This window comes from Ruthenibacterium lactatiformans (genome assembly GCF_000949455.1).
Taxonomy (GTDB): Bacteria; Bacillota; Clostridia; order Oscillospirales; family Ruminococcaceae; genus Ruthenibacterium; species Ruthenibacterium lactatiformans.
On the sequence record NZ_JXXK01000019.1, the window covers coordinates 63,930 to 76,310 of the forward strand.

The 12,381-nt window shown below is 52.1% G+C and carries 20 protein-coding genes; 1 reads left to right on the top strand and 19 read right to left on the bottom strand.

The features are described from left to right. Positions 1–7: 7 nt before the first annotated feature. The 18 genes from TQ39_RS22075 to TQ39_RS12950 form a co-directional block, all read right to left on the bottom strand. Entirely contained in the window at positions 8–721 is a 714-nt protein-coding gene (locus TQ39_RS22075) for an immunity 51 family protein (protein WP_050005804.1), read from the bottom strand. Between the two features lie 10 nt (positions 722–731). Further along, on the bottom strand, positions 732–977 hold the full coding sequence (locus TQ39_RS12875; RefSeq protein WP_173015261.1) for a hypothetical protein: 246 nt from the start codon (positions 975–977) through the stop codon (positions 732–734). 2 nt (positions 978–979) lie between these two features. After that, a complete protein-coding gene (locus TQ39_RS12880; RefSeq protein WP_050005806.1) occupies positions 980–1,579 on the bottom strand; it encodes a hypothetical protein in 600 nt (199 codons plus the stop codon). Between the two features lie 17 nt (positions 1,580–1,596). Next, positions 1,597–1,833 carry a hypothetical protein gene (locus TQ39_RS12885; RefSeq protein ID WP_002576922.1) on the bottom strand — a complete coding sequence of 79 codons (237 nt, stop codon included), beginning with the start codon at positions 1,831–1,833 and terminating at the stop codon, positions 1,597–1,599. Between the two features lie 8 nt (positions 1,834–1,841). Further along, entirely contained in the window at positions 1,842–2,801 is a 960-nt protein-coding gene (locus TQ39_RS12890) for an NTF2 fold immunity protein (RefSeq protein WP_050005807.1), read from the bottom strand. Between the two features lie 11 nt (positions 2,802–2,812). Then, a complete protein-coding gene (locus tag TQ39_RS12895) occupies positions 2,813–3,760 on the bottom strand; it encodes a DUF4241 domain-containing protein (RefSeq protein ID WP_050005808.1) in 948 nt (315 codons plus the stop codon). A gap of 5 nt (positions 3,761–3,765) precedes the next feature. After that, on the bottom strand, positions 3,766–4,092 hold the full coding sequence (locus TQ39_RS12900) for a DUF5713 family protein (RefSeq protein ID WP_050005809.1): 327 nt from the start codon (positions 4,090–4,092) through the stop codon (positions 3,766–3,768). Between the two features lie 36 nt (positions 4,093–4,128). Further along, a complete protein-coding gene (locus TQ39_RS12905) occupies positions 4,129–4,632 on the bottom strand; it encodes a DUF2004 domain-containing protein (RefSeq protein ID WP_050005810.1) in 504 nt (167 codons plus the stop codon). A 4-nt stretch (positions 4,633–4,636) separates the two neighbouring features. Next, positions 4,637–5,260, bottom strand: coding sequence for a hypothetical protein (locus TQ39_RS12910; protein ID WP_008982531.1), 624 nt, complete (start codon positions 5,258–5,260; stop codon positions 4,637–4,639). Between the two features lie 4 nt (positions 5,261–5,264). Next, positions 5,265–6,344, bottom strand: a complete 1,080-nt coding sequence (locus tag TQ39_RS12915; protein WP_050005811.1) for an ankyrin repeat domain-containing protein — start codon at positions 6,342–6,344, stop codon at positions 5,265–5,267. Between the two features lie 7 nt (positions 6,345–6,351). Then, positions 6,352–6,693 (bottom strand): hypothetical protein, encoded by a 342-nt coding sequence (locus tag TQ39_RS12920; RefSeq protein ID WP_006773019.1) that lies wholly within the window; start codon positions 6,691–6,693, stop codon positions 6,352–6,354. Between the two features lie 41 nt (positions 6,694–6,734). Continuing rightward, on the bottom strand, positions 6,735–7,277 hold the full coding sequence (locus TQ39_RS12925) for a hypothetical protein (RefSeq protein WP_050005812.1): 543 nt from the start codon (positions 7,275–7,277) through the stop codon (positions 6,735–6,737). 13 nt (positions 7,278–7,290) lie between these two features. Next, positions 7,291–7,524, bottom strand: coding sequence for an immunity 17 family protein (locus tag TQ39_RS12930; RefSeq protein WP_006773021.1), 234 nt, complete (start codon positions 7,522–7,524; stop codon positions 7,291–7,293). After that, complete coding sequence (locus TQ39_RS12935) at positions 7,521–8,030, bottom strand: hypothetical protein (RefSeq protein ID WP_050005813.1); 510 nt, start codon at positions 8,028–8,030, stop codon at positions 7,521–7,523. The genes TQ39_RS12930 and TQ39_RS12935 overlap by 4 nt, the downstream gene beginning before the upstream one ends. Positions 8,031–8,051: 21 nt before the next feature. Beyond that, positions 8,052–8,330: a hypothetical protein gene (locus TQ39_RS12940; RefSeq protein ID WP_015563520.1), complete on the bottom strand. Its 279-nt coding sequence runs from the start codon at positions 8,328–8,330 to the stop codon at positions 8,052–8,054. A 16-nt stretch (positions 8,331–8,346) separates the two neighbouring features. Continuing rightward, on the bottom strand, positions 8,347–9,462 hold the full coding sequence (locus TQ39_RS12945) for a hypothetical protein (protein WP_008982524.1): 1,116 nt from the start codon (positions 9,460–9,462) through the stop codon (positions 8,347–8,349). Positions 9,463–9,477: 15 nt separating this feature from the next. Further along, complete coding sequence (locus TQ39_RS21270) at positions 9,478–9,648, bottom strand: hypothetical protein (RefSeq protein ID WP_008723379.1); 171 nt, start codon at positions 9,646–9,648, stop codon at positions 9,478–9,480. A gap of 148 nt (positions 9,649–9,796) precedes the next feature. Further along, positions 9,797–10,297: an SLOG family protein gene (locus tag TQ39_RS12950; protein WP_242853498.1), complete on the bottom strand. Its 501-nt coding sequence runs from the start codon at positions 10,295–10,297 to the stop codon at positions 9,797–9,799. A gap of 130 nt (positions 10,298–10,427) precedes the next feature. Between TQ39_RS12950 and TQ39_RS12955 the strand changes: the two genes are divergently transcribed. Beyond that, on the top strand, positions 10,428–10,769 hold the full coding sequence (locus TQ39_RS12955; RefSeq protein ID WP_008723376.1) for a helix-turn-helix domain-containing protein: 342 nt from the start codon (positions 10,428–10,430) through the stop codon (positions 10,767–10,769). 188 nt (positions 10,770–10,957) lie between these two features. On the opposite strand, the gene TQ39_RS12960 is transcribed toward TQ39_RS12955, so the two are convergent. Beyond that, entirely contained in the window at positions 10,958–12,370 is a 1,413-nt protein-coding gene (locus tag TQ39_RS12960) for a relaxase/mobilization nuclease domain-containing protein (protein WP_069955743.1), read from the bottom strand. Between the last annotated feature and the right edge of the window lie 11 nt (positions 12,371–12,381).

Genomic DNA, 12,381 nt, shown 5'->3' on the forward strand with positions numbered 1-12,381 from the left:
TCGCTTTTCAAAACGCTCCGCTATAAAATCGGCTTTCCCAGATGGCCTCAAATTCCGCCTGCTCTATGATGCAGGCGTGGAATTCCTCGCCCCAGACATGGGCGTTCAATTCCTCCACGGTGGGGATCGGCGTGATCTCGATGGCGCCGTCGTAAAGGTCAGGGATGTTACGGGTGCGGCCATTCGCAAAGATGTCGATGGAGCGGAGGGCCAGCCGCTCATTTTCGGTATCCACTTCATAGAGGATGACCGGTGGTTCTCCCTCCGGTGCGCCCTCCCAAAAGAGCTTGATGTACTCGGTCTTGCCAAGATAAGTCCGCATCGTTTTTTCATCAGCACAGGCCGCCCGGATCATTTTGGCCAGCATCATCAAATCGTCGATGTATTGGGAATAGACGCAGAACACATCCTCGTCGGAGTCGAAGTGAAACAGATCCATGCCGCTGTTATTTTTCTCAAACTCCCGGATCACGCCCCGGACCAGCCGTTCCCAGTCTCCGCTGCTGCCGGTCAGTCCCAGCCGGCAGAATTCTTCTGTCCGGAACCCGTCACTGATCTTCAGCAGAAGGGAGATGGCATAGGGGTGGTGGGGAATGAGAAAGAATGGCGCGATCTGCTCCGGCTTTACCCAGATTTTGAAGGGCGGACGCGGATCGGGTATCCAGGGCAAGATTTCCCATTCGTCCTCCGGTCGGTTTCCGTATTGGCAAAGGTCTTTCATAGTGTTCTCCTCATTCGATGTCGTTTCGTTCTTCTTTTACATCCAGTGGAGCGCCGTCCAGAGATGTGATCTGTGACAGTTCTGTTTCCGTCAGATTCTTCAGGAAAATGCAGTATTCATTTGGGTATCCGCCCACAAACTCCATTTTGGGCATCCCGATCTGCTGCGGGTCGGTAATCCACAGGCAGGGTTCTCCCGTTGCCCAAAAGTGAGTCAGCGTAAGAATTTGGCCGTTGTAAATTACTTTCTGTTCCATCCTCATTTCTCCTGCATTTGCCTCAGCAGCTTCACGATCCGCTCCCGGTTCTTTGCGGTTTTCATGAAGGTGGGGAGATGGTCAGCCTGGGTCATTTTCGCTCTTCCCGGCGGCTTTTCCCGCAGGTCGGCGCTGAGATAGCCGATCAAATAGGCAAGATGTTCCCGGTTGAGTGCCCAGACCGACTTACCCTGGAAGGAGGTCAAAAACCATAGTTCCAACCTGAAATAAGGTTCTCGCCCATCCCTGATTTCGCCAATATATGAAAACGCCTCCGCTGTTTTATGAACTTCTCCTGACATGGTTGTTCCACAATAGGGACAGGCCACATGGAGAACGGAAAACTGCTGCTTTGCCTCATCTTCAATATCCACCCGATAGTATCTGCCGCAGTTTTTGCACTGGTTATGGACATCATAGCGGTAGATCGTCCGGTCGCGGGTCTCCTGATGGCCGCAACTCAAACAGCGGAAATAGGCGTTATCCTCATCCGCTGTCACCACACCCGCGCCGTGGCACTTGGGGCATTTCACCTGAATGCCGGAGGTCAGGGCGTTGTATGCACTGTATGTAAAGTAGGGTTTATCGACGATTCGGCTCATGCGCCCACACACTCCTTTCATCCGTCTTTCTCTAAATAAAATCCCCATACGCAGTTGGAGAACTCTCCAGCAGCAAAGCGGTGGATCTGCCCATCAATCTCTACCTGCCAGACCTCGAAGGTATGGTCTTGGTGATAGATGGGGTCTTTGATTTTTACCCGCTTGCCGGTGGTTTGCCAGTCGTAGTCAAAGATGTTCACACCGAACAATTTGCATTGACCGTCCGGGCCAAAGGTTTCATATTCCCAAGCCATGTGATGCCTCACACTTCCGTGCGCTGCCAGCCGTTCAGCCGCTCCTGCACCGCATCAATCTTCCAGCCTTCGCCCACACGCTTCATAAGAAAGCGGCGGTCAAAGCCGGTGTTTTTCTCCCTGGTGTAGATGTAGAGCTTGTTTTTGGTGATCTGCTCTGCGTCAAGGAATTCTTCCCCGTTGTAGGTGCCCTGGGCGCTGTATGAGAGGCCCAGAGGTCGATAGCCCGGACGGGGCTTTTCGCTCACATATTTCTCCCAGATCGTCAGCAGGCGGGGCACTGCCTCAGCACCTTCAAACCCGGCCTGCTCCATGTACTGCTCCCACTGCGTCATCTCGGCAAAGAAAGCGGACAGCACCCTGCGGCATTCCGCCGCCGCCTGCTCATCCAGCTGGACGGGCTTTTTGGCCTTTTCCCGCTGGAGCTGGAAGAAGTGTTCCATCTGCTCCTGGGTGAATTGCACATGGGCCACTGGCTCGATGCGGTTGTTGCCAGCGATGGCCAGCAGGCCCTCATAGGTAACGGCGGTATGGTCGATCTGGATGTGGGAGAGCTTGGGGATGGAGGCCGCCTGGAGCAGACCGGCATCATCCAGCCCGGTACGGTTGAGCGTCAGAAGGTCCAGCTTGCAGCCTTGCAGAGCGGACAGACTGCTGCCGTGGATGGCGGCGTTACCGTCCAGCAGCAGATAACGCAGCTTGGGCATAGCGGAAAAAACGGGGAAACAGGCGTCAGTGAGCGCACCGTCCTCCACGCCGAAGTTGGCCATGCTTTTATGTCCGGCAAAAGGGGCAAGCAGTTCATCCGTCACCGGATAGCTTTTCACATGGAAGCCCACCAGGGTGTAACCGGCCAGCTGCTCCATGATCTCTGTGGTCAGCTCCGGAATATCAAATTTCTTTTCTCCATCTAAAGTTAGGACACCGTTTTCCCAATCCGCTGTTCGTGCCCGTTTTTGGAATTCCATAGCGCGCCTCCTTATTCCTGCTCTTTGTAACTGGCTTCAATGTCGATGAACCGCACATACACGGCGCAGACTTCGCCCTTTGCGTCATAGCCGAAGTAGACGGGATAGTAACCGTCACCCCAGCCAGAGGAGAAGATGGGCAGGTTGCAGTCCGTGTCCGGCACGGTCCAGTTGAGCCAGTCGCCGCAGTCCCCCTGATATTTGGGGTGGGCTTGGGCGTTTTCCTCCAGTAAGTCGCAGAACAGGTCGTTGTAGGGGTCGATGTCCGGATCCTCCTCCAGCCGCTTGGCCCAGTATGTTTTGAAAGCCGCCTGGGTCTGGATGTCTGCAATACACCCCATTCCGGCATCTACGCCGAAACCGAAGTAGTCATCATCTCCCAGTGCCGCGTCCAGATTCTCGTTGCCCACCATGCCCAGCTCATAGCGGACAGGCTTTTCCCGGCTGACCTCCACCTTGACGCAGGCGTAGCGGTCGCCGTATTGTTCGCTGGGCACCACGCAGATTTTCACGGGATAAGTTCCGGCGGGGATCGTTTGAAGGAAGGGCAGAGTGTCCTCCAGCTCCACCAGCGGATCACAGGCGAAGATTTGCCCGGTGGGGAAATGGACGGTGCCGATGTCCAGCACATCCACCGCCATATTCCCAATCACTTTTTCTGTAAAATGGGCCTCCAAGTCAACTTTGCAGGTCAGTTTATCCTTGATGGATTCGTATTTGTTCAGCCATTCGGTCGTAGGCATATCAGTTTCCTCCTGTTGATTCAGTTTCTTGATGTACACACTCTCCGAGCCGTCCCAATAGCAGTTCACACACCGGCCATCCTGAAAATGATGGTCACAATTCGGGTAGCCATAGAGAATATGGGCACATTCCGGGCACAGCCCCATCATCTGTGAGGAGCCTTTGAAAAACAGGCTGCCGCACTCATCACAAAGGGCCAGTTCTTTTTCTGCCATAGGGCTCACCAGTCCCGTTCCCGGATGGCCTCCTCAGTGTCAATGGGGATGCCAAACCACTCCAGAATGTAGGCCACGGTTGCCGCAATACATTCCCGCGCCACCGTTTCGATCTCGCTGTCGTTCTCGTCAAATTCCTCCTGAAGATCGTTGATGCCGCAGACCGCCTCGTCCAGCGTTTCCTGCACCGCATCGGTGTCGGTTTCGCCGCTCTCCAGCAGGTCGATGACTTTCTGGAGTTCGTCCTTTACCTTGTCCACCAAAAAAGCAGGATAGTAATCGTCTTGATATATCTCGTCCAGCAGCTTGTAATTGGGGTCAAATGCTTTCATAGGGATTGCTCCTTTCCTCGTGTATGTCAGTCACGCTCAGCTCTCATGGGTGATACAGAAAATCTCCTTGTTCAAGTCAAAGTAGGTCACCATCAGTTCGTCAGTAATCTCCGGATTGAAGGACAGGTCCAGAATGAAAACATGCTGATCCATCTCGTCATCCACCAGACTGCCGAACCGCTTGAGCTTCAAAAAGTCCACCATCTCGGCAAAGGACAGCTTGGATGGGTCGGTTCCCGGAAAAAGTTCCGCCGCAATATCCGGGCCTACATCGTCCCGGTGGAACTCCATGAAAAATGTCACAACGCTATGGTAGCGGCTATCCTCGTCCGCCAGTGCTGCTTTGATGGCGGCTTTGGCCGTCTCCGCCAATTTCTCCGCCTCATCCAGCATTTCTCCCACCGCATCCATGGCAGCAGGATCGCCGGTCAGTTCTTCCTCTACATCGAAGATAAAGGGTAGTCCCGATTCCCCGGGAAAGTTGAAGATTTCCTCGCCGGGTGTATATGTAAAATCAATGCGTTTACAGTTCAGCTTCATAATGTTATCCTCCTGTTATCTGGTTGCGGTACTCCTTCTCCAGCGCGGTGTACCACCGTTTCAGCATAGTTTCCAGACTGGTTTTTCCTTTGCAATCTGTAAAAACGAGGAACTTCTGCATCAGTCTGGGGAATAGATATTTGCCTGCTTCTGTCAGATCCTGATTGATATAGACCATCCGCAGGATACGGCCCTGCCGGTCCAGAGGGTTCTTTTTCAGCAGTTCCTTTTCAAAGCAGAAGCGCAGGAATACCACATTCTCGTCGTAGAAGTCCTCCACTACAGCCGCGCCGATGCTGGTGTATGTGATGTCGTACACCAAACGGCTCCAATCAAATTTCTCGGCATAGAGAAGTTTCAGCGCCTTCGCCCAATGTTCCTCCGGGATCACCAGCATCCTGTGCTGGGCGGTGCTGGAGTAGCCGTGGCAAACGGGTTCCGGCTGCCCCAGCAGTTCACTCACACTGTCGGCGTAGACGAAGCACAGCTCCTCATCGAACAGGCCACCGATGAAGTTGCCGTTGCAGTACAGCATATAATTCTTGGACTTGGCCGGAGAATAAGAGAGGTTATATTCCTGCGAGTCCAGGCTTTTATGTACCTTGTTCAGAAAGTCTATTGATGTCATGGCTTTACTCCTCAAACTCGCCCTCGATCATCCCGTTCAGATACCGGCCGGGATCTGCGATGAAGTCATCCCATTTGGCCAGAGGGTGGAATTCCTCATGCTCGATATCCAGATACCACAGCTTTTTGTCCCTGGGGCTCCACAGCAACAGATAGTCGCTGTAGTTATCCATCTGCACCATCAGGGAGAGCAGCTTCTTCCGTTTCCAGGTCATCTCCTGCACATCCATGAAGGAGTAGAGCTCCGCCCACTTCACCCATTTTTGATCCGGGAACTCCAGCCGTAGGGGGCCGGTCTTCAAGTATTCCACCAGCTTGGCGGGCAGCTTGTAGGGCATGAGCTGCCGGATCTTTTCCTGCTCGTTGTGCCATTCCTCCGGCTCCAGAGCTTTCAGGTAGTCGGCCAGCTCTTGATTTTTGTTCTGCACCGCCACGGTGTAAGGCCGGTCGCCGTATTTGTCAGCAATGGTGATGTCGGCCCCCTGTTCCACGAGCCAGCGCACCATAGGGAAATTGTTGGAGCGGGCGGCCTCGGTGACAGGGGTGGAGGCGTAAGGGAACACCATGTCCGGCTTGTGGTAATTGATGTCTGCCCCTTTTTCCAGAAGCAGCTGGGCAAGTTTGGTATTGCCCTCAGACACAGCGGCCCGGAATGCCTCGCCGCCAAACTTATCCACTGTGATCCCAGCCTGCTCCAGCACCGGGATATTCTCCGGGCGCTTGCCCCAGCGTACTTCCTGGAAGGCCCGCTCTTTCTGCTTCGGGCTGAGTTTTGCGGCCTGTCCAGCAAAGAGCGCCACCACCTCCGGCCCACAACAGCGGGCGGCAGTGAGCAGCAGGGGCTGTTCCTCTGCCAGACCGGGATCAGCTCCATGCTCCAGCAGGAAGTGAATCATGGGCACATCATTCCGAAAAACCGCGATCTCCAGCGGCATCAGCTTGATATATTCGCTGAGCTGGATGGGAACATCTAAATCCAGACCGCCTTGGAGCATTGCTTCCAGCTTGGGAGTATCATGGTCACAGATGGCGGCAGCCGTTTCCGGGAGGGTCTCCCAGCGGCCAATATATGCAATTTGGTACATAAGGCACCTACTTTCGTTGTTGTTTCACTTTATAGGGAACGGTTCGGCCCAGCACCCGGCCCTTGCCAACGGCATTGGCTCCCTCATAGATCAAAAATTCCGCATTGTTTTCCAGCGGGGCATAGTCAATGGTATCTGGATATAGGGGTTGGGCATTTCCCAAAGCTGGTGTATCAAATGTACACTCGGTTCCGTCCAGAAAGCATACACCCAAATATTCTGTAGTTCCTGTGACCACAAAATGGGGACAATACTTTCCGCTGACCAGGCTGGGTGGTATTTTTCGTTTGCCGCTCCAGAAGATGACCTCCACATGGAGCACCGCCCGGTTTTCATCTGTCCCGATCACGCTGTCGCCCTCCTTTATCCCGTCATCTGGCTGCGGTATACTCAGGCCAGCTCTGCGTCCAGGATCTGGACTGGTTTTCCTTTCTCGTTCACATAGTAAAGGGCGATATAGTCGATGCCGTCCCGCTTGGCCTGCTCCCACGGCATCCGTTCACCGTTGATCAGTTCCACGGTATCCGCCTCATCCGGTTCAAAGTTCTCTTTTTCGTCCTCATAGTCCACGCTGTACCCCAGCTCCAGCACCAACTTGGAGGCGGGGATCTCATACCGCTTGAGGGGGCGGTGCTCCAGCTCGGATGGATCATGTTCATCGCAGAACATATTGTCGTAGCCATGCCGTCCACCGTCAAAGATGACGAACTCCTCGCCGCTCTCCGGGTCACGGGCTGTCACCAGTCCGGGGGCCTCGTCGCTATCTATGATATAGGATTGGGGTTCTCCTTTCACCGTGAGCAGATCTCCGTAATACCAAACCTCCAGCAGTTCATTGCCGGTGGTGGAACAAAGTATCACGGTGGGCAAACGCTTCTCCGCCCATTCTTTCACATGGCCGATGAGCCAGGTGGGATATTTCTCAGTCATCATAGTCTTTCTCCTCCTATTTCAATTTCAGCACAAATCCCCAGATACTCACCACAATCAAGAGGACACCCAGCAGAAAGAAAACCACACGCCGGTATCCTCTGCTGTGTCGATGGGCATCCCGCGTACCAGTGGGGTCGCAGAGCCAGTTCCAGTTGCGGATCGCTCCAAACAAAATCACGGCCCCGATGAGCACCGAGGCAATGTACCAATGCTCTTGTAAAAATGCTGTGATCTGTTCGCTGTTCATTTACAGATACCCCCCTTTACATCATCGGGAGTTTCCTTTCGGATGATTTCCTCCCGCTCTTTTAAATCCAGCTCCAGAGCTTTTTCCTCCTCAAGATATTCCTCGCAGTCCCGAACCAGCTTTTGGGCGGCTGGGTCATCCGGGGCCAGGGCCAGCCAGCATTTTGCGTATTCATAGGCGGTGGCTGCGGAGCGGTACGCCATCAGGCAAGAATAGCCCATCCGGGAGTTCCAGTAAGGGTCGTTTTCTCCCTGGGTGCGAACGGACTCCAGCAGTCGGATGGCGTACTGGATGAGATCCCCGTCCACTTCACCGTCGGTCCCATGCACTCCATGATCTCCCAGAACCTCCAGATTGCTGTAAGCCCGACTCAGCTTGACGGTCAGCAAATAGCCCCGCTCCTGTTCCGGGATAGCTTCGATGGCCTGGATGCACTGGGAATACTCGTCCTTGCTATTCCACTGTTCGAGTTGCTCCAGCAGCTCTATTTCTTCTGTCCGATTCATCGTTTCACCGCCTTTTCTGTGTTATCCCTTGCCTTTTTTGAAGTGTCCACTGCCTCGCCAGGTGTTGACCACACAGGTGAAGATCTGACCACAGTGCTTGCACCGAATCATGTGAGCCATAATTTCGTCTGCCCATCCATCCTCAGTCTTTACCTCCTCCAGCGGGCAGGTGGACTCCTCTGCCATCAGTTCAAATTGGCCTTGTCCCACCAACTGCTGAATATAAGCAATACAGGCCAGGTAGTCCTTGGGCGCATCAAATTTTCTCCATGTTTGAATGTTTCGGTAGTGCTCACACATATAGCAGCGTCTCCTCTCAGGTCTGCTGATGCTGCATGGATATGATTTGGCAGTCTGGACAGAATTCCACATAGAGCGTGCCCTCCGCACAGTCAAACACCGTATCCCACTGGATTTGGGCCAGATACTTCATGGGCTTACCGCAGTGAGGACAGGTCGTATATTCCGCATCCTGAACCCAGTTGGCAAAGCCGCCGATGGTATTCACATCCTGGCAGGCCGCGCCGTAAAACAGGGGCACAGGCGCTTCGCCCAGCACAAAGGGATTTTCCGTGAGGGCCTTGTACTCCTCGGGACTGACATAGCAATCCGTCTTCTCCGCGCCGTCAAATAGCTCAGAGGGAAAGACCTCCACGCCGCCATCCAGGGTAAACCGGTTGAAGGCGGGGCCTTTGAGGAATCCCACGCAGCTGGGGCAGCAGGTGGCAGTCAGGATACCATCCAACCCCAGAAATTTCAGACGCTCATCCCGGCCGTCCAGCACCAATATATCCACCATGCGTCCGCCGCAGTGGGGACAGGTATCTTCCCGTTCTCGGCCAATGCAGACGGGAGATTTCTCGCCAGTGGTTCCCTTGACCATAGGATAGCAGGTGTCGAAGTTGAGTTGGATTTTCTGGCCCTCCTTGTCGAAGGTCCAGCCTCCGATCTGCGCATAGCTGGATGGGTCTACATAGAGGCCCTTGCGCCAGGGCCGGGGATTTCGCTCCAGCTCCAGCAGAGTCTCCATTGCCTTGTCATCTCCTTGCATAGCAAGGCAACTCATCAGGTTGGAGGCCGCGCTGGAATTTTCCGCGGACAACAGCGCATGAATCAGACCATCTCGCACATCGGCGGGAGCGTGATAATAGATCTCACAGGGCCAAAACACCTCTGCGGCCAGTGCCATCCGCTGAATCTCTGGGGTGATGACATCATGGTAGCCAAGCAGCTGCCAAAAGTCGGCGAACTCTGGGTCCTCCATATCAGCCAGCCTCTGGATGTTCTGTATCAAGTTTCTTTGTTTTTCGACAATTTGTTCCGGCGTCCAGGCCAGAGCAGCTTGCCGTTCTTGCTCGCACTTACATTTCCAACACAATCCCTCATAACCCAATGGGGTTCCACAGCTGGGGCAGGTATATTTCAGACTCATGTTCTCATACTCCTTTCAGGCAATAAAAAAGCCCCACGCCGCACTGTCATAAAGACAGGCTGACGCAGGACATGAAGAAGCCGCGTTGAAGGAGCCGCATCCACCAGCGGATGTAGTTTCTTCAACAACCAAAATATTTTTTTCGTATCTTAAAGCAGCAAATTGCTGTCCAATATATTTGTTCATAGCGGCACCATTTGTTCTGAGCGTAGTTTTATATCTTATTATATCACAGCACTCCTTCAATGAAAATATTTTGTTGGAAATGCCAATGAAAAATTTTTGTGAATTTGTTAAGTCGTAGGGGTTGTTATTTCCATAGTATCTGGATGGATCAGAGTGATTGCTTTTCCGTTTCGTAAGGCATAATTGACTGTCTGTGCTGTGCCTGAGCGCAGCTTTTTCTGATTATCAAACACACCGATGATGTACTCTGCATGATCGACCATATAATAATTTCTTTTTTATAACTGGAAACATCCGCAGAATGTGAAATAACAATAGAATCGTTTGCGTTTTGGATCAGCTTTTTCAATCTATGTCTACTCTGATCCGGCCATTTAGAGTCATAGCCGATGAAGGGAATTACAACGATAATTTTAATATCCTCGTATCCTGTTTGTGCTCTCAATGTTAGAAGCTGTTCTCCAGCCCACATATCCACACCAAGAGCACCGCCGACAAAAAAAGTACGGACAAATTTCTCGTCATGGAGTATGCGAAACTGCTCCAGGAGACATTCTTTCAGCTTTTGGCATAGAGGATCTTCCTCATTATATCCAAAGCAAAATCTTGTTGGTCTGTGGCCGGTAATGGCACAGGCATACTGATTCATACAAATCACCCTTGATAACTGCCTTGATTACGCATATAAAGCAAAAATAACGCAAATAATAATGCGTATAAAGGTTATATTACAAAATTATAACACAATACATACGAAGTATCAAGAATTGCTTTCTGCTATGCTAAAAGAGCAGAGAGGTGAGCGTATGGACGAAGAATTTATCCGCAATCGGATCACAGAATTGCGATTGAAAAAAGGTGTTTCAGAATATCAGATGAGCATGGAGTTAGGGCAGAACAGAAGCTATATTCAGGCGATTTCCTCTGGGCGTTCTATGCCGTCTATGAAGCAGTTCCTCAACATCTGTGAGTATTTTGAAATCACACCGCTTCAATTTTTTGATGCACAGGAAAATAACCCTCAGCTTATCAAGAAGGCTTTGGACGGAATGAGAAAGATGTCAGATGACGATTTGATTATGCTGATTGGTTTTATAAGTCGCTTAAACACAGAAAACTAACGATAGGAGGCAGTAAGCGTCCCGTCGTTAGTTTTTCATTTTATGCGCAGCATATTGTGGCAAGCAATGCTTGTGGCTATCCATTTCGCCACAAACTGCTTGTTGAGGGCAGTGCCCCCAAGCCCCTTTGAACACAGAATTTCATTCTGTGGCTGCGCGTTCTGCGAACGCTTTTGACCAGGACCAGCTTATCGCTGGCCGTGGTCTTTTTCTTTTTCAACATCCTGTTCTACCTCCATTTTCAGCACCCGATCCACATTGGCCTTTGCAGTTAAAAGCTCCCGCATTTCCTCACGAGAACGCCGGTACTCGGCATAGGTCTTTTTCTTTTCTTCCAGCAATTTCGCATACTCCGTCTGCAACTCTTTGACCTTAGGCAGCTTCTTGACTCCCATTTCATCAAAGGCATTCTTGGCAGCCTGGTGGAGCAGAATTTCTTCCTCATGTTCTTCCCGGAATTTCTTAGAGTAGCCGGCCTTGCGGTATGCCACATAGACCTCACGGGTCTTGGCATAATTTACAATGTGAGTACGCAGAACAGCAATCTCTGCCATGCGCTTTTCAGCCGCTTTGATCTGCGCCGAAAGCTCATTGTGATGTGCCGTGGCAGCCGCAGCCTTTTCTTCTAAAATCGCATACTCCAACAGGTTATTCTCTGACAGGTAATTCATGGTCTGTGCCATTTGTTTCAGATTGAAAACCTTAGCCCATCGAGCATAGCCAGCACCTTTTCCTGCCTGCAATTTTGCCTGAATGTCCACCAGCAGATTGACCTTCTGCGTCTCTGCCTGTGTAACTATTTTCTTTCGTGGGGTATGCGCTTTCTTCCTGGAGAGAACCGCCTGCAAATCATCTAATCCATATCCTTCGCCCAGGCTGTCCATTCGGGCGGCTTTCTCCCAACCGGGGAGCTTCAGGCGATACGATTTCCCGCGCTTTGATACCTCACAGCCGGACTCTTGCAGCAGCCTCAGCAGCTCCTCAAAATTAGCAGGACTTTGTGATAATGCGTTGTCAATCGCTACACGCAGCAGCTCTCGGTGAGAGGGCTTTGCCTGATCGCCCAGCCATTTGTTATAGCTCTTTCCGTGAGGTTTCGGATTCTCCACAATGGACAGTCCGTTTTCGATGCAGATGGTGTCACTTAACTGTCGGACTGCCTTGGTGCTGCCCCAAAAGTTTCGGAATTTCCGGTCATATTCTAAGCTGACCGATGACCAGATAATGTGATTATGAATGTGCGATTTGTCTATATGAGTGCAGACCACAAAGGCATGATTGCCCTTGGTAAAACGCTTGGCAAATTCCACACCCAGCCGGTTCGCTTCTTCCGGAGTGATCTCACCGGGGCGGAACGACTGGCGCACATGATAGGCGATCACATCATCCGCGCCGCGCACTCGTCCGGTAGCGGCAATGTACTGCCGCTTTGCCAGAAGGAACTCCGCATCCACAGTCCGGCTATCACACGCATAGCCGGTAATGAGCCTGCCGTTATCTGTTTTCTTTGGATTGGCCACATAGTCGATGATGTCACTGATTGCCCGACTTTCTGTGCGCCCCTTGCCAACATGAAGCGGCATGATTCTTGTAGTTGCCATAGATGGAGCCT